At 64.7% G+C, this 22035-nt stretch carries 19 protein-coding genes; 10 read left to right on the top strand and 9 right to left on the bottom strand.

What is annotated here, in order from left to right:
- Positions 1–41: 41 nt before the first annotated feature.
- Positions 42–719, bottom strand: coding sequence for a hypothetical protein (locus ACIBK2_RS18625; RefSeq protein WP_396968775.1), 678 nt, complete (start codon positions 717–719; stop codon positions 42–44).
- A gap of 255 nt (positions 720–974) precedes the next feature.
- On the opposite strand from ACIBK2_RS18625, the gene ACIBK2_RS18620 reads away from it, so the two are divergent.
- The 4 genes from ACIBK2_RS18620 to ACIBK2_RS18605 are packed head-to-tail and all read left to right on the top strand — an operon-like array spanning position 975 to position 9102.
- Complete coding sequence (locus ACIBK2_RS18620) at positions 975–2261, top strand: TIGR02679 family protein (protein ID WP_396968774.1); 1287 nt, start codon at positions 975–977, stop codon at positions 2259–2261.
- 36 nt (positions 2262–2297) lie between these two features.
- Positions 2298–3836, top strand: a complete 1539-nt coding sequence (locus tag ACIBK2_RS18615) for a TIGR02677 family protein (protein WP_396968773.1) — start codon at positions 2298–2300, stop codon at positions 3834–3836.
- Complete coding sequence (locus tag ACIBK2_RS18610) at positions 3833–5083, top strand: TIGR02678 family protein (protein ID WP_396968772.1); 1251 nt, start codon at positions 3833–3835, stop codon at positions 5081–5083. Before ACIBK2_RS18615 ends, ACIBK2_RS18610 begins: the two co-directional genes overlap by 4 nt.
- Positions 5080–9102: a TIGR02680 family protein gene (locus ACIBK2_RS18605; RefSeq protein ID WP_396968771.1), complete on the top strand. Its 4023-nt coding sequence runs from the start codon at positions 5080–5082 to the stop codon at positions 9100–9102. The genes ACIBK2_RS18610 and ACIBK2_RS18605 overlap by 4 nt, the downstream gene beginning before the upstream one ends.
- A gap of 18 nt (positions 9103–9120) precedes the next feature.
- On the opposite strand, the gene ACIBK2_RS18600 is transcribed toward ACIBK2_RS18605, so the two are convergent.
- Together ACIBK2_RS18600 and ACIBK2_RS18595 are read right to left on the bottom strand one after the other, a co-directional pair.
- Positions 9121–9306, bottom strand: coding sequence for a hypothetical protein (locus ACIBK2_RS18600; protein ID WP_396968770.1), 186 nt, complete (start codon positions 9304–9306; stop codon positions 9121–9123).
- Between the two features lie 99 nt (positions 9307–9405).
- Complete coding sequence (locus tag ACIBK2_RS18595; protein ID WP_396968769.1) at positions 9406–9879, bottom strand: DUF6194 family protein; 474 nt, start codon at positions 9877–9879, stop codon at positions 9406–9408.
- Positions 9880–9940: 61 nt separating this feature from the next.
- Between ACIBK2_RS18595 and ACIBK2_RS18590 the strand changes: the two genes are divergently transcribed.
- The 3 genes from ACIBK2_RS18590 to ACIBK2_RS18580 all read left to right on the top strand — a co-directional run bounded on the left by ACIBK2_RS18590 (position 9941) and on the right by ACIBK2_RS18580 (position 11616).
- A complete protein-coding gene (locus ACIBK2_RS18590) occupies positions 9941–10663 on the top strand; it encodes a MerR family transcriptional regulator (RefSeq protein WP_396968768.1) in 723 nt (240 codons plus the stop codon).
- 159 nt (positions 10664–10822) lie between these two features.
- On the top strand, positions 10823–11095 hold the full coding sequence (locus ACIBK2_RS18585) for a hypothetical protein (protein WP_396968767.1): 273 nt from the start codon (positions 10823–10825) through the stop codon (positions 11093–11095).
- A 233-nt stretch (positions 11096–11328) separates the two neighbouring features.
- Positions 11329–11616, top strand: coding sequence for a hypothetical protein (locus ACIBK2_RS18580; protein ID WP_396968766.1), 288 nt, complete (start codon positions 11329–11331; stop codon positions 11614–11616).
- A 151-nt stretch (positions 11617–11767) separates the two neighbouring features.
- Here the strand turns inward: ACIBK2_RS18580 and ACIBK2_RS18575 are convergent, their stop codons facing one another.
- The 4 genes from ACIBK2_RS18575 to ACIBK2_RS18560 all read right to left on the bottom strand — a co-directional run bounded on the left by ACIBK2_RS18575 (position 11768) and on the right by ACIBK2_RS18560 (position 15504).
- Positions 11768–12718, bottom strand: a complete 951-nt coding sequence (locus tag ACIBK2_RS18575; RefSeq protein WP_396968765.1) for an alpha/beta fold hydrolase — start codon at positions 12716–12718, stop codon at positions 11768–11770.
- 103 nt (positions 12719–12821) lie between these two features.
- Positions 12822–13520 carry a BTAD domain-containing putative transcriptional regulator gene (locus tag ACIBK2_RS18570; RefSeq protein ID WP_396968764.1) on the bottom strand — a complete coding sequence of 233 codons (699 nt, stop codon included), beginning with the start codon at positions 13518–13520 and terminating at the stop codon, positions 12822–12824.
- A gap of 279 nt (positions 13521–13799) precedes the next feature.
- Positions 13800–14273, bottom strand: coding sequence for a calcium-binding protein (locus tag ACIBK2_RS18565; RefSeq protein ID WP_396968763.1), 474 nt, complete (start codon positions 14271–14273; stop codon positions 13800–13802).
- 55 nt (positions 14274–14328) lie between these two features.
- Positions 14329–15504, bottom strand: a complete 1176-nt coding sequence (locus ACIBK2_RS18560; protein ID WP_396968762.1) for an FAD-dependent oxidoreductase — start codon at positions 15502–15504, stop codon at positions 14329–14331.
- An 84-nt stretch (positions 15505–15588) separates the two neighbouring features.
- Here ACIBK2_RS18560 and ACIBK2_RS18555 point away from each other — a divergent pair, with 84 nt between their 5' ends.
- Complete coding sequence (locus ACIBK2_RS18555) at positions 15589–16176, top strand: TetR/AcrR family transcriptional regulator (protein ID WP_396968761.1); 588 nt, start codon at positions 15589–15591, stop codon at positions 16174–16176.
- Positions 16177–16250: 74 nt separating this feature from the next.
- On the opposite strand, the gene ACIBK2_RS18550 is transcribed toward ACIBK2_RS18555, so the two are convergent.
- A complete protein-coding gene (locus ACIBK2_RS18550) occupies positions 16251–18245 on the bottom strand; it encodes a glycosyl hydrolase family 18 protein (protein WP_396968760.1) in 1995 nt (664 codons plus the stop codon).
- A 406-nt stretch (positions 18246–18651) separates the two neighbouring features.
- Positions 18652–19509 carry a C1 family peptidase gene (locus tag ACIBK2_RS18545; RefSeq protein ID WP_396968759.1) on the bottom strand — a complete coding sequence of 286 codons (858 nt, stop codon included), beginning with the start codon at positions 19507–19509 and terminating at the stop codon, positions 18652–18654.
- Between the two features lie 57 nt (positions 19510–19566).
- Here ACIBK2_RS18545 and ACIBK2_RS18540 point away from each other — a divergent pair, with 57 nt between their 5' ends.
- Both ACIBK2_RS18540 and ACIBK2_RS18535 read left to right on the top strand, forming a co-directional pair.
- On the top strand, positions 19567–20439 hold the full coding sequence (locus tag ACIBK2_RS18540; RefSeq protein ID WP_396968758.1) for a papain-like cysteine protease family protein: 873 nt from the start codon (positions 19567–19569) through the stop codon (positions 20437–20439).
- Between the two features lie 735 nt (positions 20440–21174).
- Positions 21175–22026, top strand: a complete 852-nt coding sequence (locus ACIBK2_RS18535) for an inositol monophosphatase family protein (protein ID WP_396968757.1) — start codon at positions 21175–21177, stop codon at positions 22024–22026.
- The last annotated feature ends 9 nt before the right edge of the window (positions 22027–22035 follow it).

The following is a 22035-nucleotide window of genomic DNA, read 5'->3' as shown; positions in this document are numbered from 1 at the left end:
TGTTGAGGCAGGTTAGGTGATTTATCGGGTGGCCAGGCTCTCTAGGCGGCCAGTGCGCCGCCGAGCAGGATCCCGCCGAGGATGATCGCGGGCACACCGAAAACGATGGTGCCGACGATGGCGCCGAGGGCGGCACCTGGGATGGCGGTCACGATGCAGCCGCCGAGGAAGCCGGGGATGGTGAGTACGCCGAAGGTGGGGAGGGTTGCGGCGCCGCCGACCAGCAGGCCGCCGAGCAAGCAGCCGAGGGAGGCGCCGACGAGGGTGCCGATGACCGTGCCCAGTGCGGTGCCGATGCCGATGATGGTGGAGAAGGTCGACAGCGCCGCGCCGAAGGCGGGAGACTGCGGGTCCAGGGCGATGTCGTTCAACTGGTCGGTGGTGCCCGGCGCCGGTGTCGCGCTCGCCGGGTCCACACTCGGTGTCAATGTGGCGGTGTTGCCGTCGATGCGGGCCGCGATCGGCCACCGCTGGTTATCCCGGTAGTAGCCGAGAGGGAACGCGACCATCAGATTGCCGTCGTCGTCGCGGATCTCCAGCCGGTCGTCGGCGGTATCGAGCGAGCCCGCGTCTGTGGTCAGGGTCATCGAGCCGCCGACTGCCTGTGCTGTGTAGTGCAGCCCGGCCGGCTCGTCGTCGGCCTGCGCCGTGGTCAGTGAACCCGCCACGATGGCGGCCGTAAGCACTGACACGGCAACGAATTTCGTCGATACATTCATGCGCACACCACCTTCGATTCGGCCTGTTGGCACGGTGGTACCGCGCATCAGATCGGGTTTTGGACATGTCACGAGACATCGTGGATGCCTCGCAGACCCGCTGACGATAGCTATCCCGAATGACGATATAGGTTAAACCTAAGTCGGCGAGTCGCCATAGACAAGGCTTGCTGATTGTTAACTATCGCACAGTGTCGTTGCTGGTCGGCGAAGCCGAAGCAATCGGCAGCCGCATCAACGAATTACGATCGGCGAATGAACGCCGAGGACCCGGCCGGGCAAGTGGACGGTCGACGGGTGACCGACCGAAGTCGCGTTCGGCAGCTGTCACCTGCATTGAACCCGCTGTGGCGGGCACTGCACGAGCGATTCTCAGCGGGCCGCGTTGTGCAGAAGGTGCGGGTCGGGCCGCTCGATGCGGAGCAGCGAGGCGCGATCGCGGATCTCTTCGGACTCCTGCGGCTCCCCGGCGAGTACACCACCGTCACGCTGGCCCACCTCGATGACGTGCTCGACGATGTCACCGGTTGCACCGCCTACGAAGTCGTAGCACAGCTGGTGGGACCGATCGGCGACCGTGCCGCCGAACGTCGAGGCGCTACCGCGGCGCGAAATAGGCTGTGGGAGTGGCTGTCTGGGCATGAGGTCGTAAAAGCACAGCCCGCGCTGGCGGCCTGGGTAGTGGCGACGCGGCGGACCGGACTCATCGAAGGATCGGTCGAACGGACACGCGAACTGCTCGACCACGCCCTTTGCGTGTTGAGGGAACTGCCTGGTGTCGGGAGTCCGCTTCCGGTGTTCGCCGACACGGTGCTCGGCGATCCACACGGCCTCGACGAGGGCACTCGACTGCATACGACGGTGGTCCGCGCATTGGCTGCGCTCTACGGCGTCGATCCACCGTCGGATGCCGGTGGCCTTCGCGCGCTGTGGGACCGGGCCGGTATCGCCGATGACGAGTTGTCCTCGACAGTTCTGACCGCTGGGCTGCGTATCACCACCGAACGCGCGGCAATCGGGCAAATCCTGCACCTTTGTGCGGAGGCAGGGCAGGCCGCCGCGCTGACTTTGCAGCAGCTCCGCGCATGCACCCAGATCGTCGGCGCACCGACCCGGGTCTGGGTGGTCGAAAATCCGAGCCTGCTTGCGTTGGCACTGGCCAGATTCGGAGTTCGATGCCCGCCGATGATCTGCACGTCCGGGTGGCCGAGCAGCGCCGGCGTGCGGTTGCTTCAGCAGCTGAGCGCCGGGGGAGCGGAGCTGCACTATCACGGCGATTTCGATGGTGAAGGGTTGCGCATCGCGGCAAACGTTGTCGCCAGAGTCGGTGCCATTCCCTGGCGGATGAGCAGCGTCGACTATCTCGCCGCGGTCGGTGGTGCGGGCCCTTCCGTCGGGCGGGTAACGCCGGTGCCTTGGGATCCGGATCTCTCGGCACACCTGATTCGACTGGGCACGGCGGTGCCGGAAGAGCGTGTCGCGAATGTGTTGCTGGACCAGCTCGAACAGCGGCAGGTATCGCGTGTCGGCACCGAGGTCTAGTCTGGACCGCTGTACCACCAGCCTAGGGGAGGCGCCGTGGACCCCATTCGTGTTCCGCCCGAGATGTTCCGCTTCACCAGCGGTGATCGTGCCGGCCTGTATGTGTCGGTGCTGCACGCTTTCGGTGAGGCCAACGAGCGACTGATAACGGCGCTCGGCATCGATGACATCAGAGCTCGACTCCGGTCGGTCGGTTGGCTGGCGGCGCTCGAGGACGACGACCTCACCACGGCATTGGATCAGCTGCGCGCCTGGAAACTCGTCGATGTCATCCAGAACCACTCCGAGAACTACCGGACCGCCGCCGAATACGAACGCCGCAACCTGCAGTACTCGCTCACCCGGCAGGGGGAGGCCGCGTTCGCCGGTGTGGTGCATGCGATGACGGTGCTCGCGTCTACCGGTGCGCTGCAGACCGCAGTGCTGGACGCGATCGCCGATCGACTCGGTGACCTGATCGAGGAGTTGGCGTCCGGCATCGACCGGCGTGTGTTCAGCACACTGAGTGAACTCGAGTCGCATCTCGATGCTTTACGCGGAAACACCAAGCAGTTCAATGGTGAATTGCAACGCCTGTTGCGTGCGGAGGGCGCGGACTTGGCGGTCTTTCACGAGGTCAAGGCCGCGACGGTGGCCTATTTGCAAGAGTTCCTCACCAACATCGAGCACCGAAGAAATGCGATAGCCACCCGAATTCGCACGATCGACGATTATGGCGTCGGACGGATGCATCATCGTGCCCTGCTCGGTGCCGAACTACCCCAACTGACCGGCACCGACCCTGGATTGGCGTGGCTGGAACACCGCCGGGCGCGCTGGGAGGGGCTGCAGGCCTGGTTCCTGCCCACCGACGGTTCGGTACCGCGCATCGAACAGCTGCATCTTGTCGGCCGCAAGGCGATCATCACCCTGCTGCAAGTGCTCGACCGGATCACCGAGTCACGTCGGCGCTCCAGTAGCGCCGTGGCCGACTTCCGCGAATTGGCCAGGTGGTTCACCCTGGTGCCGGAGCAAGATGATCTGCACCGGCTGTGGTCGACAGCGTTCGGGCTCAGTTCGGCGCGGCACGCCCACTTGGCGCACCCAGATCCGGAATTGGTGAGCTCGACAGCCGCATGGCCCGACGCACCGCCCGTCGAAGTATCTCCGTTGCTGCGTACGGCTGGCCGCACGGAACGTTTCAGCCGGACCGGTCGGGTGCGGGACGTGTCCGCGATCAAAGCCGCCCGTGCCGAACAAGCGGCCGCCGAGCGCGTCGAGCTGGAAGCGGCCTGGGATCTGCTGAATACCGATGGCGCCGTTCGGCTTTCCGCATTCGGCCGACTCGACCACGCGGTATTCGAGCGACTGCTCGACCTGCTCGGACGAGCGCTCGGCAACGCGCCGGAGCCGGACGGCACCCGGCGCGGCAGCACCACCGACGGACGGATCGAGATCGTGCTGCGACCGCCGCAGGACCGCGCTCAGGCCGAGCTGAAGACTCCGCGCGGCGTATTCCACGGTCCCGATTATCTCCTCGACATTGTGGTGCCAGGGGAGCGAAAAGGGCGGCGCGCGAGCGGAGGACGGGCATGAGCGAGCTCGCGAATCAGCTGGTGATTGCCGAACGCGAGGAGGTGTCGCGCGGTATTCGGCAGCTGCTGGCCAGCCCGCTCATCACCGAACGCGGTGCGCCGGAACCGTTCGACCTGGTCCGCCGTCGGCGCGAACCGATCGCGAAATGGTTCGACTACTACTGTGGTTGGACGCTCACGGTCGAGCCCCGTCTCGGCTACGCGCGCCTGGTCAAGGTGCGTCCCGCCACCGACCCCACCCGCCCGGCTCGCCGATTGCGTTCGGCGCGAGCCCCTTTCGACCGCAGGCGCTACGTCCTGCTGTGTGTGGTTTCGGCAGAACTTTTCGCGGCGCCAGTGACGACGATCGGACTGCTCGCCGATCGGGTGCAGTCCGCGACCGCCGCGGATCCGGTGCTGGCGAACTTCGAGACAGCGAGCCGCAGCGAGCGGATGGCATTCGTCGACGCACTTCGGTTGCTCGAATCGTATGGAGTACTGGACGCCATCGATGGTTCCGCCGACTCCTACATCGAATCGAACTCGGCGAAAGTGCTGTACCGCGTGGACACCACACTGCTACTGCGTCTGCTGGCGGCACCGGTAGGCCCCTCTCAGCTCGGCGTACCTACCGACGAAGTCCCGCTGCGGGTCGAGCAGTTGCTCGGCGAGGTAACCCGCGAACGCCGCTACGGTCTGGCGTCAGGCAGGCACGCGGACACCGCGGGTGTCTCCGATGTGCAACGCAATCTGTGGTTGCGCCACTCCGTGTTTCGTCGATTGGTCGATGACCCAGTCGTCTATTACGACGAGCTGTCCGACGATGAACGTGCCTATCTCGCCTCGCCGACGGGTCGGCGGTTGCTGCGCCAAGCCGCTGAGCAGGGCGGCTTTCTGCTCGAGGAGCGGGCGGAGGGCGTGCTTCTTGTCGATGTCGACGGCATCGCGACCGACGGCCGGTTCCCCGACGACGCGGCGACCGCAAAGGTGGCGGCACTGCTGCTGCTCGACGCGATCCCCGGGTCGACGACGGTCGAGCAGCTGCGGCGGTCGGCAACCGAACTGCTGGAACGATTTCCGCGCTGGGCCCGCAGCTATCGAGGGGCCGACGGCGTCCGCCAGCTCGTGTCCGACGCGATCGCCACGTTGTCGGCCTTCGGTCTGGTCCGGACCACGGCGTCCGGGCTGGTAATACCGCTGCCCGCTGCCGCGCGCTATCGCGTCAGCGGTGTGCGAACTTCCGACAATACCGAGGAGTCGTCGTCATGACCGTGACAGCGTTACCCCGTCCCGCCACCGATGCGGATAACGAGCGCCCGGTGCGGTGGATCCCTTCGCGCGCAGGCATTCTCAATGTGTGGCGGTACTACGACGAGGTCTTCGAATTCCACGAGGGCCGACTGCTGTTGCGTGGCCCGAACGGTAGCGGCAAGTCCAAGGCGCTGGAACTGTTGCTGCCGTTCTTGTTCGACGCGAACCTACGCGCCAATCGGCTCTCCACTTTCGGTACCGGCGAGCGGACCATGCACTGGAACCTGATGGGGGAAGGCGCAACCGGGACTACTCGGGTCGGCTACGTATGGTTGGAATTCCGACTGCCCGGCGCCCCCGAGCGGTGGTTCACCTGTGGTGCGAGACTGCAGGCCAGCAGTCATACCACGGCCGTTCATCCCGACTACTTCACCACCGATCTGCGTATCGGCGATGGCCTGGGACTGACCATCGACGGCCGGCCGTTGACCCGCTCGGCGCTGGAAGAACGGCTCGGCGCCCGCGGTGTCGTCCACTCCAACGCGAGTGACTATCGTGACGAAATCCGCTCGGTGCTTTTCCCTGCCCTGAACGAGCAACGCTACGACGCGCTCATCACGGCGATGCTGCAGCTACGGACCCCGAAGTTGTCGCAACGACTCGATCCCGCGCTGCTGTCGACCCTGCTGTCGCGGGCCTTGCCGCCGCTGGGGCAGGACGAGATCGCTGACCTGGCAGAGGGTTTCGAACGGCTCGACGCGCAACGGGAACGGCTCACGCGATTGGAAGAAGAGGTCGCCGCTACCCGCACACTCGCCCGTCAACAGAAGACATACGCCCAGCGTGTTCTGCGGGCGGGTGCGGCAGCGCTCATCTCCGCGACCACCGACTTGGAGAGATTGTCGAACGCTGCCAAAAGATCTGCCGCGGAATGCGAGTCTGTCGCTCAGCGCAAACAGGAGACCGAAGCTCAACTGGAAAGCCTGGAGGCGGAACGCTCGCATGCGGAGTCCCGCAAGGAAGGGCTGATGGTGTCCGAGGCCTACCAGAAGGGCCAGCAGCTGGATCGGCTGCGCCAGGACACCACCAAGGCAAAGGACCGCGCCGCTGACATCCGCGTCGACGCCACCTCGCGCCGAACCGCCGCACAGGACGACGTATCGAAGCATCAGGTTGCTGCCGCAGCCGAACAGCGGCAGGCGCAGATAGTCACTGAGCTCGCCACCGAGACCAGGCAGGCGGCGGTCCGCGTCGGCATGTCGAGTGTGTACGAAGAGATATCGGCGGCACTCGAGTCCGGCCGGACGCGGTCATTGCTGCGGGGTGCCGTGCGTGGCAAACGAGATCAGATCGGTGCCACCGTTCGGGCGCTGGACGCGCACGAGCGTGCGGTGATCCTGCGGGGGCAGGCCGAGCAGGAGCTGGAGCAGGCAAGGGATGCATATGCCGACGCCGAGGCCGCGCGGATAACAGCGGTCGAGGGACGCCAGCAGGCGCTGGAGGCATTGCGAATCAGGTTGCGGGAGTGGGTCGTCAGCTGTCGTGAACTCGGTCTCCTCGATTCCGAGGCGCTGGCCGAGGTGGCCGATTCCGAGTCGGCGGTGGTCGATGCGGTCAACGCGGCGGCGACCGCGGTCCTGGAGGGGATCAGCAAGCAGGAAACGCTCCGGGAATCCGCTGCGAGCACCGCGCGCGCCGAGCGGGAAAAGCTTGTCGCGGAACGGGCTCGACTGTCCGATGAGCAGGACATCCCCCCTGCCGCGCCGCCGTGGCGCACGACGGATCGTGCGCACATGACGGGCGCTCCGTTGTGGCAGCTCGTCGATTTCGCGGACGACGTTTCCGAGTCCGCGCGAGCCGGGGTCGAATCCGCGCTGGAGGCGGCTGGATTGCTGGACGCGTGGGTCGGGCCGCGCGGTACCGTCGTCGGCCACGACGTCTTCGCCGATCCCGCCCTGCTGCCCGCCGTGACCGGACGTTCTCTCGCCGATGTACTGATTCCGTTGCCGGACACGGTGATCGAGACCGCAGTGGTGCACCGGCTGCTGTCCACGATCGCTTTCGACGATCGGTTGCCCACCGATTCGATCGTGGCTGTCGCAGCCGACGGCGCCTGGCGAACCGGCAATCTCACCGGCAGTTGGTCCAAGGAACAGGCCGCATTCGTGGGCGCGCTCACCCGCCAGCGCGCGCGGGAACGCCGTATCGGTGAAATCGACGAGCAGATCGCGGAATACGACGCTGTGTTGGCCCGATTGGCCGATGATGTGCGGGTGCTGAGCGCACGTCGCCGAGCCGTACAGGCCGAGCGTGCTGCGAAGCCGAGCCACGAGGAGCTGTCGGCCGCCCAATTGCTGCTCACCAGAACCGAATCGGATCTGGCCGCAGCGGATGGCGTTGTCCGGCGGCGCGTCGACGATGTTTCCAGCCGCGAGCACGCCGTGAAATCCGCGTTTTTGGAACTGGTGAGCCTCGCCGGCGAGAACGGGTTACCGACCGAGCGGGTAGCCCTGGCAAGGGTGACGGACGCGCTCGACGCTTTCGGCGGCCAGGCCGAGGCCTGGCTCGACGCTTTCGGTGCGTTGCAGTCCGCGCGCAGCCAGACCGAGCTGCGCGCCGAACAAGCCAGGAACTCAACGGGTCTCGCCGAACAGCGGGAGAACGAAGCGGACCGTGCCGAGGACGAACACCGGCAGTTGGCCACGAGACTCGACGCCATCGAAAGTGCCGTCGGGCTCGGCTACCTCGAGGTGCTAGACGAGATCAACAGGCTGCGAATCAGGATCGGTGAACTCAACGGCCGTATTCGTGCCGACGGCGTGACGATGAACGGCCTTGCGGAGAAGTTGGGTGAGTTGGGGAGCAGGCGGATCACCGACGCGCAGGCGCACGACCTCGCCGAAGCCGCGAGAGATACTGTGGGGCAACGATTCCGCCACTTGGCAGCCGGAGTGCTTCCCGCCGACAGTGAGATCGCCGAGCTCGTCAAGTTCCGGAACACGCTCACCGGATCCGAAGGGGTGCGTGCCGCACTCGACGCCGCACGCTTGGTGGCCGCGGCCTGGCCGACCATCCCGCACGCTCCTGCCAATCTCGGTGAAGCGCTGCGCAGGTTGGCCGATTCCGTGCACGACTGCCGCACCGCCCTCAGCTCCCGCGCCGACCTGGACCTCGAAACCGACGAAGACATCCAGGTTTTCACCGCCGTGGTGGACGGCGTCCGCGTGGGCGCCGCCGAATTGCTGCAGATTCTTCGCTCGGAGGCCGACCAGGCCAAGAACGAAATCACCGATCAGGAGCGGCAACTCTTCGACCAGACCCTGACCGGCGACACCCGCCGCCACCTCGCGGCACGGATCCGCCAGGCCAACGAACTCGTCGATGGGATGAACGCCCGCCTGGAGCGCGTCCGCACCGCCTCGAATGTCGCTGTGCGGCTGGTCTGGCAAATCGCACCCGACCTGCCACCCGGCACCAAGGCTGCCCGCGATCTCCTTCTCAAAGACCCGGTGCGTCTCACCGAGGCCGATCACCAGTCACTGCACCGGTTTTTGCGCGATCGCATCGAGGAAGCCAAGGCCGACGACACCGCGACCAGTTGGGAGCAGCAACTCGCGCAGGTCTTCGACTACACCGCGTGGCATCGGTTCGTGGTCAAGGTCGACCGGGGCGGCGGCGAAGGCTGGCAATTGCTCACCAAGAAGCTGCACGGCGCGCTGTCCGGTGGCGAGAAGGCCATCGCATTGCATCTCCCACTGTTTGCCGCGGTGGCCGCGCACTATCAGGCAGCACCGGAGGCACCACGAGTGATCCTGCTCGACGAGGTGTTCGTCGGGGTCGACACCACCAATAGAGGCCAGATCTTCGCGTTGCTGTCGGCGTTGGATTTGGACCTGATGCTCACTTCCGATCATGAGTGGTGCACCTACGCGGAGCTCAGCGGGATCGGTATCCATCAAATTTTGACCGGGGATGGCGACGATGCGGTGACGACGGCGCGGTTCACGTGGGACGGCCATGACCTGCATGCGGATTGATCGTGGTGGTTCGCGAGGTTACGCCGCGGGCTGATGAAGTTCCATGCGTCGTTCAGCGATGAAAGTCATCATATGGTCGGTGGTCTGGTCGTCGAACCCGATCTCGGACACTCGCTCTCCCCATGGCTCTGCCGCCTCGACGATCCGCGCCAAGCTGCGGTTGATAGCACGCTTCGGAACACCGAGGTGGGCCGCCGCCTCCACCCACCACCGGTACGTGAGCTTTCGGTCGCGTTAGCATCGTCAGCCGCGAGATTGTCCGAGATGTCCTGGTCTAATCGTTGCTATGAGAGTGTTAAGCCGTCAGCGTGCGTCTGACCCGGCACGTCGCTCGTGACGGGAACGGGCGCGGTGATAGGCCGTTTGCAGGAGCTCGCGGGTTGGGGCGTCGGTTCGGGTACCGGGGTTGACTACTGCGAGCCAGCCGGCGGAGCTGTAGGTGGGGTGGGGGATGACGGTGTCGGTGACGCTGTAATCCACATCGGTGACTGCCTGTCTCGGCGCATGGCCGATCCAGTTGGTGAAGGCCTCTTTTCCGGCGACGATATTGACTCGGAAGGTGTTGGGGCGGTTCAACTGTGAGCTGGGTTCGTCGGGGTAGTCCTTGGTCACGATGGTGGCGAAGGGTTGGGTGTTGGTGGGGATGACGCCGTCGGGGGAGTAGTAGAAGAAGGTGTCGCCCCAGCTGATTTCGGGCCATTGGTCGCCGGCGGTGGGGTTGAGGGTCAGCACGCCGTCGAGGTCGGCAACGAAGTCGATGATTTCGTCTATGGTCATGCTTCCAGCGTCTCATTCAAGTGCTGGTGTGGACTTGGTGCGGAATTACGAGGAGATTCGCGTGGAAAGCCTCAAATCGCAGTTCAGGCGCACTGTCGATATTGCCCGGCATGCTGGTTACTCGGTGCAGCAGGTGCGCAATCTCGAGCGGGACGGTGTGCTGCCGGCCGCAACCCGCACCGCGACCGGCCACCGGATCTACGGGGAGGTGCACCTCCGTTCGGCACTTGCCTACCGAGCACTCGCGGTCGGCGCGGGCCCGACCGAAGCCAAGAAGATTCTCCGAGTGGTCCACTCGGGTTCGATCTCGGAAGCCCTCGCGCTGCTCGACGCGGCACACGCTCGACTGCACGCCGAGCGCATCGAACTCGGGCAGGCCAAGCGGGCCGCCGCATCGATATCGGGCGAGCCGATCGATGACGTGCACAGCTCCGACTCGATGAGCATCGCCGAACTCGCCGACGCACTCGGCATCCGCCCATCGACGTTGCGGCACTGGGATTCTGAAGGTCTGGTCACCCCGGACCGCACCCGACAAGGCGCGCGTCACTACACGCCGAATCAGGTTCGAGACGCCCGGATCGTTCATCAACTCCGAAAAGCGGGCTACCCGATCGAACAGCTCCGCGCCGTGCTGCCGGAGTTGCGGCGCGCACACAGATCCGAGGACGTGCAGTCCGCGCTGGCCGCCAGGGACGCCGGCATTACCGCCCGCGCCACCGCATTCCTCGAGGCCGCAGCGGAACTACATGCCGTGGTTTCGCTCACCACGCCGATCGAATGACGCCGCCTTAGAACGAAACAGGTTGAACATAAACAGAATTCGGCGCTGTGCTGCCCGCTGACTTGCGGTCGCTCGGCGGCAATGGCACGATTCGCACGTTCGGGGGGCTCGTTCGGAATCGCCCAACTCTGTGTTCGACTACTTCTATGGGGGAAATTCGTGAATCTGGACTTCAGCGCCGACCCGCAGTTCTCGTGGTACGTGGTCCTGCTGTTGGTGAGTGGTGTGGCAATGATCGCCCTGTCCTTCGCCAAATCCCAGGGCAACGTGGGTCAGATACTCAACGCTGTCTTCGGCACCCTGTTCGTGGGTTACGGCATCTATCTGGCGTTCATTTTCGAGGGCGGCTCGTACTGGATGTTCTTCCAGGCCTTCATCCTGCCCGTGCTGCTGGTGTTCCAGTGGTTCAAGTCGCGGACCCGTTCCGCGTAGCGTCGGCCGCTGACCGCTAGCTGAGCGGATGCGGCTAGCGTCACAATTCGCCCCTGACCAGGGTGAATGTTCCGGTCGCCGAGAAGAATGGTTTCGCCGACCAGCATGTGGCTACCCCTTGGAGAACGCCAGTGCTGGTCGGCGACGCCAATGACGGCGTCGGTGGCTGGTCGGCGGAATGGAGTTCGCCAGTACTTGGCGGACTGTCACGACAGCGGGAAGGAACCACATTCATGTTGATGCTCACCCCCACCGCCATCGAGGTCGTTCGCAACATCACGTCCGGGGAGGGCGCGCCGGAGGAGGCCGGCCTGCGCATCTCCACCGCGGACGGCGCCGAAACGCTGCAACTCGAAGTGACCGCGGTACCGGCTGAGCAAGACCAGGTCTTGACTGCCGAAGGATCGCGAATCTTCTTGGACCGAGCGGCCGCCGAATTCCTGGACGACAAGGTCCTCGACACCGGAACTGATCAAAACGGCGAAGGTGGCTTCGTCATTGCCCAGCAGAGTCAGTACTAGCCCGCCTCTCCGCGTAGTTGGGCCAGACTTAGGCATCGGGCGCGGTGACGTTGGCGTCAGTAGAGCGGCTTCTTATCTCGGGATAGGAAGCCGTTCTCTGTAGGTGCGGTTGCTGTTCCGTGCCGGAACTCGCTGCAGATCTTGCGCACAATTACGCGACGAGTGCGAGGTTCGTGGCCTTGCCGCTACCTGCACCGCCCGCTCGCGTCATCAGCCGAGCGACGGACTCGGCGACCCGCTCCGGCTGCTCCATGATGACCGAATGTCCGGCACCCTCGACCAGTACGAAATCCGAATACTCGACGGCTGCGGCCATCGCGACGGAATGCGACGACGGTGTCATCAGGTCGGCGGAACCGCACAGCACCAACGTCGGAATCCTCGACAGCACCGCGAGCGCGTCGGTCTGGTCGTAGACCATGAACCCGCTCAAGAAGCTCGCCATCGTCACGATCGGCGTCTCGTTGTGCATCGCGTTCGCCAGGGCCAGCACCCTGGGACTGACCTTGCGATCGCCGAACTCGGCGGTCCGGATGATCGGCGCGAAAACCTTGCAGGCCAACAGCTTTGCGTGCTGCATCAGCACCGGGGCCCGCCGCACCGCAGCCTGGAAGACCGAAACGACCGGGTTGCGCAGCAGGCGCCCGAACCCCGCGTCGGCCAGCCCGCTCGCCGCGGTCGCGATTAGCGCGACACCGACGATGCGAGTACCGATCTCGTACGGACGCTGGCTGACGTAGGTCAGCACCGCCATGCCGCCCATCGAGTGACCGACGAGAACAACCGGCCCGGTGGGCGCGACAGCATCGAGGACGTCACGCAGATCGTGCCCGAGCTGCTCGAGGTTATAGGTCTGCCGCGACGCCGCGGCCGAATCGCCGTGGCCCCGATGGTCGTAGCAGACCACCCGAGCGTCGGCGTACTCGCGCAGCAGCGCATCGCGAACGTCGGTCCAGGACTCCGTGCGCAGGCAATGTCCGTGCAGCAGAACGACTGTCAGATCCGCGTTGCGCGGCCCGTACTCGCGAACCGCGAGCGTCACCCCGTCTTCGGTCGAAACCGTGGCATGACGTGCTGCCGAGGTGGTGCTCGAGATCGACATCGGAGACTCCGGTTCGCTGGGGTGACAGGTTCAACTGTCCGCCACGGCCGCCGCCGATATCAGGACCCCGAGTGCTGAGCTCGGTCCTCCAAGGTGGAGCAGATCACCACCCTGGGTGCGATAGATCCGCGACGAGCTCAGATAACTGAGGTGTAGGTGCCAAACCCAGGTCGTTCAGCAGGAGATGGCTGAACGTATCGAATGCGCGAAGCGCCTCGGAGCGGTTGCCCTCGGCGAGATGAACCCGGATGAGTGCGGCTTGGGCGCTCTCCCGGAGCGGATCGGCGCTGACGGCAGCGCAGGCGGCGGCCGTCGCAGCGCCGAAACGTCCGGCGGTGGCGAGGTCGCGCGCCAGCGCCTCCAGTGCGTGCAGCCGGAGCTGGCGCCAGTTCTCCGCCTCGTCCAGAACCCAGTCCTCATACCAGAGCGGCAGCAGATCCAGCGACAGACTGGTGATCGCCGCGGCACTGAGATCCGCTTCGGCACAAGAGGATCCGCCGAGGATGCGATGGGCGAGGGCGCGCGCGTCATGGAGATCGACGGCTACGCCGGTGGCCAGTTCCAGGCTCAGCGGCGTGACTTCCAGTGCGCTGCGGCAGGCCCGATCCATCCGGGCCAGTGCCGAGCGCAAGGCCGCGTAGGCGCGACATTCGGATACCTCGGACCACAGCGTTCCGGCAACGAGCAGCCGCCCGACCGCTTGATGGTGCAATGCGATGAAGGCCAGCAGACGTTCCGATCCGACCGGGATGGCGAGGACGTCGTTTCCCGAGAGAAGTCGAAAGCCACCGAGCAGCGCCACATGCACGACAAGGCCGGTGCCGGCGCGGTGACCGGCTTGTGTCATCGACGGAATAGGAGGCATTTATCGCTCGACCAACTTCTTCGCCTGGATCAGGAGCCGGATTGCGGTGTCGCTGCATGAGCTGCCGGACTCGCTTCGGAATCCAGGGAGAGGTCGTACCCAAAAATCCGTCTCCTACGATCCTCGCTGGTAGAGCAGTGCGCAACCCCGGTTACGGCCCGACCCCTCAGGGGCCGGGCCGCGTGTCACCTTTCCTGGAGGCGTGGGCTCGCGTTGCTACGACTCGCAGCTGTCCCGGATGTCCGGAGGCACGCCGACCGGTCCACAGGAGTCGGTGTCGGTGCCGCCGCTCAGGGTGTCCGCGGCATTGTCGTCGCCGGGACCGCTGAGCGTGTCGTTGCCCGCGCCGCCGCTCACAGTGTCCTCGCCGAGGCCGCCGTTGAGGGTGTCGTTGCCTGCCCCGCCCGTGAGGGTGTCATTGCCCGCGCCGCCGTTGATGACGTCATCGAAGGCGGTCCCGGTGATCGTGTCGTTGCCGCCGTTGCCGTTGATCGTCTTTCCGGGATTGGCGTTGGTGCAGTCGATCGTGTCGTCGCCCTCGGACCCTTCCACGGTGGTGTCGGTCTGCGTGACGCCGGGGCCGATGGTGCACGGTGCCGATAGTTCGTCCGCGGAACCGGTCGCGGTGGTGAACCCGCCGACGACCAGGGTGCCCGCGGCAAGGAGCGTGAACAGCGCTCGTTTTCTCATCTTCGTCTCCAGGCTCGTAGTGGGATCGGACCACCACATCCTTTTCGCGCAGGCGTCACCCGTGCGTGACGGACGGGTCCGCGGACGCCTGGAGGAGGCGTTCGTTGAGCTGTTTACGCACCGCGTCGACGTCGATCGGTTCGCCGGTGGCGATGGCCTCGCCCAACTCGACGCAGGCTTGGGCGGCCGCGGCGGAGCGGGGGAGCATGATGGATTCGTAGGCGCGCACGGCTTCGTCGAGGGTGGGGTGGGCGGCGATGGCGGCGGCCAGATCGATGCCGTCGAGCATGGCGAGGTTGGCGCCGATGCCGAATGGGGGCATGAGGTGGGCGGCATCGCCGAGCAGGGTGAGGGCGGGGCGGTGGTTCCAGGTGTGGCCGACGGGCAGGACGAACAGCGGGCGGTTGACGAATCCGCCGTCGCTGCAACGCAATAGGTCGAGCAGGCGGTCGTGCCAGCCATCGAACATGGTCAGTAGGTATTCGCGCACTGCCGTGCTGTCGTTCAGGTTTACCCCCGCGGTGACGTGCCAGTCGTGCGGGATCTCCAGCCCGGTGTAGACGCGCAGGTGACCGCCGCTGTTGCGCTGCGCGGACAACATGGTGCGACCGGACTTCGCGATGACGGTGCCGTCGCCGACCAGGTCGGCCATCGCGGGGTGGCGGGTATCGGCGTCGTCGAGGAAGGTTTCGACGAGAGTGGTGCCGGTGTGGGTCGGGACGGCGGCGGAGAGGACGGGCCGGATCCGTGACCAGGCGCCGTCGGCACCGATGACGAGATCGAACTGCTCGGTTGCGCCATCGTGGAACCGCAGGGTAGCGCCGTCGTCGAGCGGACTGACCGACTCGACGGTTCGGCCCCAGCGGATGGTGTCGGGCGTGAGGGATTCGAGGAACAGACCGCGCAGCTGGCCTCGATCGATCTCCGGCGCGTAGTCGTCGGCGGGTTGCTGATGGTGCAGGATCTCGGCGGTGCGGGGATCGAGTGCGCGCAGCTCCTGGCCTTCGGGTCGGGCCAAGGCGCTGAACTTCTCGAACAGCCCGGCCGCGCGCAGGGCGACCTGCCCGGTGTCGGCGTGCAGGTCGAGGGTCCCGCCCTGGGTGCGAGCGGTGGGGGAGATCTCTTGTTCGAAAACGGTGACGGCGTAGCCATGCAGTTGGAGACCACGGGCGCAAGCCAGGCCGCCGAGACCGGCGCCGACGACAGCGATGCGGGGATCTGAAGAGCTCATACTGCCCATGAAACCTGACTCACTAAAAAAGTTCAACCACTAAACTTTTGTAGTGAATGAACCTATGTTGGGTAGGATGGCACTGTGGACGAACCGATCGGGCGCCGCGAGCGCAAGAAGGCCCAGACCCGCACGTCGCTGGCCGACGCCGCGCTGCGATTGTTCCTCGAACACGGCTACGACCGGGTCAGTGTCAAAGACGTCGCCGAAGCCGCCGACGTCTCGGTAACCACGCTGTTCAAGCATTTCCCCAGCAAGGAGGCGCTGCTTTTCGACCTCGACGAGGATTTGGAAGCCGGACTCGTCGCAGCGGTCCGCGACCGGGCCCCCGGCCAATCCATCCCACAGGCCTTACGCGAGCACATCCTGTTGCGGGCGAACAAGGTCCGAGCGGAGACCGCGCAAACGGCCGCCTTCACTCGTATGATCGCCGACACCCCGGTTCTGCGCGAATACGCCCGCCGCATGTGGCTGCGGCACGAAACCGTTCTGGCCGAGGCGATCGCAGCAGACATCGGGGCAGTCAGCGACGACATCTCCTGCGCCGCGCTGGCCCGCTTCGCCCTTGATGCCAGCGGCCTCATCGAACGTCATCCCGACCCATCTCACGCCGCGAACGAAGTCTTCGCCCTCCTCGAAAATGGTTGGAATACAGCGCATTCCGTGCGGTGAGCGAACTGGGTGGTCTTTAGACGGCGAAAAGGTGGGCCTCGACGAGCGAGGCCCACCTTTGTGTTCGCGGGGTCTTACTTCAGGGTGATGTCATCCGCGCTGTAGGAACCTTGGCCGTACCAGCCGTGGACCCAGACGGTGACCTTGGTGGTGGAGGCGCCGGTGGTGAATTTGGTCGAAAGTTGTTGGTACGCACCGCCGGTTCCTGGAGTCCAGGTGGATGTGTCGGTGGTGCCGGAGCCGGTTACGCCGAGGTAGACGTAGTTGCCGTTCACCCATGCTGCCAATGTGTAGGCGTGATTCGGTTCGACGGTGATCTGTTGCGAGCATTGGGCGGTGTCGCCGCTGCTCGCCGCACCGGTGAGGGCGTTCTTGCCGCCGTGTACCGGGCTGGTGACGAGTGAGCCGAGGTTGCCCGTGCAGGTCCACGGGGACAGTGCGCCGCTTTCGAAATCCCCGTTGATCACGCCGTTTCCGGTGGGTGGCGTGGTCGTGGTGGTCGGCGGAACGGTTGTTGTGGTGGTCGGCGGAACGGTTGTTGTGGTGGTCGGCGGCACCGTGGTTGTCGTCGACGTCGGCGGGGTGGTCGGGGTGGTGGTCGGCGGGGTGCAGCCGGCGGCGCTACCGTCGACGGTCTTGATCACCTGGTTGAACAGGGTCGACGCCGGATCCAGGTTTTCCAGCGAGTACATCATCGCGCCGCCGAGTCCCTTGCAGTGCAGGTAATCCGACTTGGCCTGGATGGATTGCAGCGAGTCGCCGCCCCAGAAGTTGGTGCCATCGTAGAAGTAGGCGGCCTGCGCTACCGGGTCGTAGAACGTGCGTGACGGATTGTCGACGACGCCGGCCAGCTCCTTGTACATCCGGATGCCGGGGACGTTCCCGGAGGAGGGTCCGCCCGGCGCAGGACCGGTCGCGGGCTGGAAAAGGCCATGGTTATTGCCGGGCTGCACACCCGTCCAGCCGCGGTAGTAGAACGGATAGCCGATGGTCAGCTTGTTCGCCGGGAACCCACCGGGGATGCCGTAGGAACTGTCACCCGTGGTCCACGCGGTGACCGCCTCGTCGATGTTGTATTTCGCGGTGCCCGGCGGGACCGGGTTCATCGGGTCGTCCGGCCTGCTGTAGATCGGATCCTGGAAGTTGGTCGGGCCCTTGGCATCCCACGCTCCGTGCATGTCATAGGTCATGACATTGACGAAGTCGAGGTTGGCACCGAGCTTGTCGGTCTCGTAGTTGCGGATCTTGTCCTGCCCCGCTCCCACGGCCGCGGTCAGCGCGTAGTGCTTGTTGTCCACCACGCCCTGCGCGTCAAGCTGCTTGCGCAACTCGGCCGTCAGCAAGGTGAAGTTGGCCCGGTCGGCGGGCGAGGCGTGGTTGCCGAGATGGCCGCCACCGCCGGGATACTCCCAGTCCAGATCGAGACCGTCGAAGATGCCCTTACCGGTGCCCGGGCCGCCGTAACCATCGGCCTTCGGCAGGTTGCCCTTGATGAACATGTCGATGCAGGAGGACGCGAACTTCTTGCGCGAGGCATCGGTCGCGGAGATATCGGAGAAGAACTTCGAGTACGTCCAGCCGCCGATCGACAAGAGCACCTTCAGGTTCGGGTGCTTCGCCTTCAGCTGCTTGATCTGCTTGAAGTTGCCGACGATCGGATCGTTCCAGGCGTCCGCGGTGCCGTCGACACTGATGTCCGCGCCGAATGACTTGCCGTAGTCGGCGAATGAATCACCCGCGCCGTCACCGGCATTCGGGTTGTTCTCGTCCTGGCTTGCCGCCTTGTTCGCCTCGAAGCAGGTCAGGTCGGTGGGGTGGATGTTCGCGAACGCGTACATCATGTAGTCGAGCTTGCCCGCCATCCCCGAGGTGTCGACGTTCTTGGGGTAGAAGGCGTTCTCGTAGACCGACCACTGGTTGTAGTAGCCGATTTTGACACCGCCGGAGGTCGGGGGAGCCGCGGCCGCCGTCTGGGCCGGCGCGTTGGTAAATCCCACCAACACCGCCGCTATGCCGATCAATAGACTCGCGACCATTGCGACGAGCCCGGTAGATTTCGCCGTTCGCATGGGGTCCTCCCTATGGGGACGTTGGATCGGTCCCCGATGAACGAAGTCGCGGAAAGGTCAGCGAATCGTTCACCGCGACATTTCTGTGTGCGCGCGGCGATGGCCCGAAGATCGTAGGCGAACGAGAACCGAAATATGTTGTGCTAGTGGTTGTTCCGAGCCGAGGGGGGTGCCGCCGAGCCTGGCCAACCGTTTGAATCATGACATGAATACAGGCGTCCGGATCCCCAGTGTGAGAGTGGGGAACTCGGCACGTCAGCGCGTAATTTCCCCAGTTCCAACGGTATAGACGCGCGGGTGCCCGCGGGGGATTCTGGTGCCGATCCGGCTCGGCGAAAACGCCCGGTTCCTGCCGGCGGGGCAGCCGGCAGGAATCAGGACATCGCACTTCGCATAGCAGGATCAATCATCCGGTGACGAGGCGTCCCATCGAGTGAACCTCATCGACGTCACTGCTGGTGATGAAGGACCACGGAGCGGTAAAGAATCCGTTGGCACCCCAGCCCGAGCCCCAGGAATTCTCGATGGTGACACCGTTCTGGTCGTATCCGACGATCGTCACCTCGTGGCCGCCCACCGTGCGCTCGTTGCGTGACGGGTTGTAGCGGGAGTTGCTCGAGTTCAGATTCATGAAGCTCTGCCTGACCTCGAACCCGATCGGGACCGGCAGGCCTGACGAGATCGCATTCTTGATGTTGGTCACCCGATCGCCGGAGGACAGATCCTTGGCGCCGGAGAGCTTGTAGTGCGCGGCATTTGCGCGTTCCGACGCATCGGGCTGGGTGGTGTAGTCGAAATCGCCCTGCCAGTAGTGGGATTTGGTGTCGATCCCCTGGCTGGTCTCCATCGGCAGTGCGACACCGGCCCAGGTGCCCTCGTCATCGCCCTTCGCGATCTGCGCGTAGATGAACATCGGCGCCATCGGACCGCCGGCGATCTGCTGCTCGTTCATCAAGATGCCGTAGCCGGTGTAACCGGTCGCCCAGGTCACGCAGGACCCGACCGCGCCTTGGTCGCCGGCGGGCGCCGCGTACTGCTTGAGCGAGTAGGACGCCGGCGCCACGGCGGAGCCGACCTGGACGGGCAGCGCGAATCCGGTGCTGGTGTCCTTGCCCTTGTTGGCCTTCGCGGCCTGTACGTCGAATCCGAAGGCATGGTGCTTGAGTTCGGGTGACGTGGGCGGTTGCGCGTTCGCGAGTCCCGCTGACACGAGTCCGACGCCCACCGCGAATGCCACGGCGGCAGGCATGAATGAGTAACGCATGATGACTCCTGAATTTGGTGATTTGTCCGTTTTGTCGACTTGGGGCAAATTGCCCCGATGCGCACCGGACGTCGGGAATTGTTGAACTGTGGAACAGTTCGGACGTTCCGTTGCTACATTGCGAATGCTCCTCGCAAAACATCAGTGCGGCAACAGCATTCGGTGTTGACATCTTGTTTCGGATTGGGGACGTTCCCCACTTGCCGCCGTCGGAAGTCGCGGCGTAGCTTTTCCAGAAATTTCTGCAACCCGAAAGAGGGTGCCCGAGTGCTGCCGCGAAGAAAACTCCATGCCTTACTCATCGCCGCGACAGTGGTGATCCTTTCGTTCGGTCAAGCCACCTCGATCGCCGAACCGATTTCTGCCGGAAAGGATTTCGGATCGCGCTCGACCGGGCTGAAGGTCACCACCGCGCTACCCGGCGTGATCGAACCACGAGTCATGGCCGCCGGTTCGAAAACGCTTCCCTACGCCCAGCAGGTGCAAGAGTGGAATCAATGGTGCTGGGCCGCCGACGGCGCCTCGATATCCACCTACCTCGGCCACCGAATCGCACAGACCGACTACTGCAAACTCGTGCACGACTCCGCCAAGGGCAAGCCATGTCCCAACGAGAGCGCGTCACTCGAAGAGATCGCCAGCGCATTCAAAAAGATCGGCTTCACCGCCTCGGTGGGCTCACCGTTCTCCATGACCAAAATCGCCGCGGAAATCTCGGCAAATCGCCCGATCCTCACCGGAATAGCCTGGGCCGCAGGCGGCGGCCACGCCCAGGTCGTCTACGGCTATGACGCGGACGCAGGCACCATCACCTACGGAGACCCGTGGCCGACCTCGCAACGAATCGTCACGCAAACGCTCGCGTCGTATACCCAGAACTCCGAATGGGCGTGGTTCGGCGAAGATTACGGAATAACGAAAAACAAATGAGCTGGCGCTCGCTCTGCGCAGCAGCACTCCTGTGCGCCGCCTTGGCAATTCAGGGTTGCGCGGCCTCGCCGCCCACCCCGGCAAATGCCGATGTCAGTCCGGCAATCGCTCCGGATGCCGACACAATCGACCGAGTACTCGAATCACCCGCGACAACCCAATTGGCCGCTTCATTCCTCAAATCGCAAAACCCACCCACCACCGAAAACCCGCCGACTCTCCACCGAACCGGCCCCCACGTAATGGTCTACGCAACCAACCCAACCTTCGCGACCGATCCCCAGTCCCCCCTGCACAACGCAGGCACCCCGTCCTACATCGCCATACCAGCAAAAATCGGCCCACGACCCGAGCCAGACACAGTCCAGCTCAACCCAACAGCTCCCTACACCCCCCGAGCCATCGCAACAGGAACCGAGGAATCCCAAGCAGCCCAAGCCCTACCCCCCGACGCCCAACTACTCCTGGACTACCCGTCCCACACCTGGTTCGCCTGGACCGAAACCCACGTCACCGCAATCTCATCCGGCACCTACACCGACCTGAAGGGCCAAGAATTCGACACAAACCAATTCAAGCATTGGCTGACGTCACGGTGAGTTCCCGCCACCCGAATGTGCCCTTGGGGCGGAGCCAGTGGAGTGGTGGCCGGACCTGATCGAACCCGCAGGTTATGGCCCTCGGCGGTCAGCAGAACCGCTACGCTCAGGTGACAACACTGTGCGGGAGGGCGCCTTGAGCGACGTCGGATCGTTGTGGAAAGCACTGGACGAGTTGTTGCTGCCGTTGCTCCACCGATACCGCCGCAACCTCGCGGCGCTCCAGGTCGATACGAAAGCTGACAACACGCTGTTGTCGGAGGCTGATCTGGCCACTCAGACGGCCATCATCGAAGCCATCAGGCGACACTTTCCCGGGTCTCGATTCGTTGCGGAAGAAGACGCGGAGGAGCTGCCTGGTTCGGGCGAGCTGACTTGGATCGTCGACCCGATCGACGGCACGAGTGAGTTCGTCGCACCCAATGGACGCGAATTCTGCAGTGTTGTGTGCCTTCTCCAAGACGGTGTACCGACGGCTGCGTACGTCCTGGCGCCCGAACTAGGTTTCGATCGCACGCCGATTACGATCCACTGGTCGGGAGCGGTACTCGTGAACGGACAATCGGCTGAGCCGCTTAGCCGTTCAGCGACACCGCGGCGGGCTTCGGTCACGCGAAGTAAGGACTCCGCCGCGCGGAAGTTCGAGATCGATCTCGCCGACGTCGGCTGTGTTATGAAGACCCGCACCACATCCCAAACTCTCGACATGGTCAGAACCTGCATCGATCTCTCCGCATCGACGCAGGCTCCGGAACACCAGTTCGACCTGTTCTACCGGCCCAATCAGAAGGTATGGGACGGAGCGGCGGGCATCGGACTGGCGATGGCGATGGGTCGTACAGCCACCGACGGCCGCGGGATCAGCCCGTTGCCACTCGGTGTTCAGTTTCTGAACCAGCGTGAGCCGACCTTCCCTGAGACGATTGCCGGCGACCCGGATTGCGTGCGGTGGTTCGTCGACTTGCTGGCGGAGTCTCGGAGCGGCTGATGTCGAATC

The sequence above is a fragment of the Nocardia sp. NPDC050175 genome, from assembly GCF_044459885.1.
Classification (GTDB): Bacteria; Actinomycetota; Actinomycetes; order Mycobacteriales; family Mycobacteriaceae; genus Nocardia.
This window is presented reverse-complemented; position numbering and strand designations above follow the sequence as displayed.

Coding starts and splice junctions, on each gene's coding strand:
- ACIBK2_RS18595 (WP_396968769.1), bottom strand. CDS start 9,879: ATGACCATAGACGAAATCATCGACTTCGTTGCCGACCTCGACGGCGTG.
- ACIBK2_RS18540 (WP_396968758.1), top strand. CDS start 19,567: ATGCGCACCGGACGTCGGGAATTGTTGAACTGTGGAACAGTTCGGACG.
- ACIBK2_RS18625 (WP_396968775.1), bottom strand. CDS start 719: ATGAATGTATCGACGAAATTCGTTGCCGTGTCAGTGCTTACGGCCGCC.
- ACIBK2_RS18575 (WP_396968765.1), bottom strand. CDS start 12,718: ATGTCGATCTCGAGCACCACCTCGGCAGCACGTCATGCCACGGTTTCG.
- ACIBK2_RS18565 (WP_396968763.1), bottom strand. CDS start 14,273: ATGAGAAAACGAGCGCTGTTCACGCTCCTTGCCGCGGGCACCCTGGTC.
- ACIBK2_RS18560 (WP_396968762.1), bottom strand. CDS start 15,504: ATGAGCTCTTCAGATCCCCGCATCGCTGTCGTCGGCGCCGGTCTCGGC.
- ACIBK2_RS18550 (WP_396968760.1), bottom strand. CDS start 18,245: ATGCGAACGGCGAAATCTACCGGGCTCGTCGCAATGGTCGCGAGTCTA.
- ACIBK2_RS18610 (WP_396968772.1), top strand. CDS start 3,833: ATGAGCGAGCTCGCGAATCAGCTGGTGATTGCCGAACGCGAGGAGGTG.
- ACIBK2_RS18620 (WP_396968774.1), top strand. CDS start 975: ATGAACGCCGAGGACCCGGCCGGGCAAGTGGACGGTCGACGGGTGACC.
- ACIBK2_RS18545 (WP_396968759.1), bottom strand. CDS start 19,509: ATGCGTTACTCATTCATGCCTGCCGCCGTGGCATTCGCGGTGGGCGTC.
- ACIBK2_RS18605 (WP_396968771.1), top strand. CDS start 5,080: ATGACCGTGACAGCGTTACCCCGTCCCGCCACCGATGCGGATAACGAG.
- ACIBK2_RS18580 (WP_396968766.1), top strand. CDS start 11,329: ATGTTGATGCTCACCCCCACCGCCATCGAGGTCGTTCGCAACATCACG.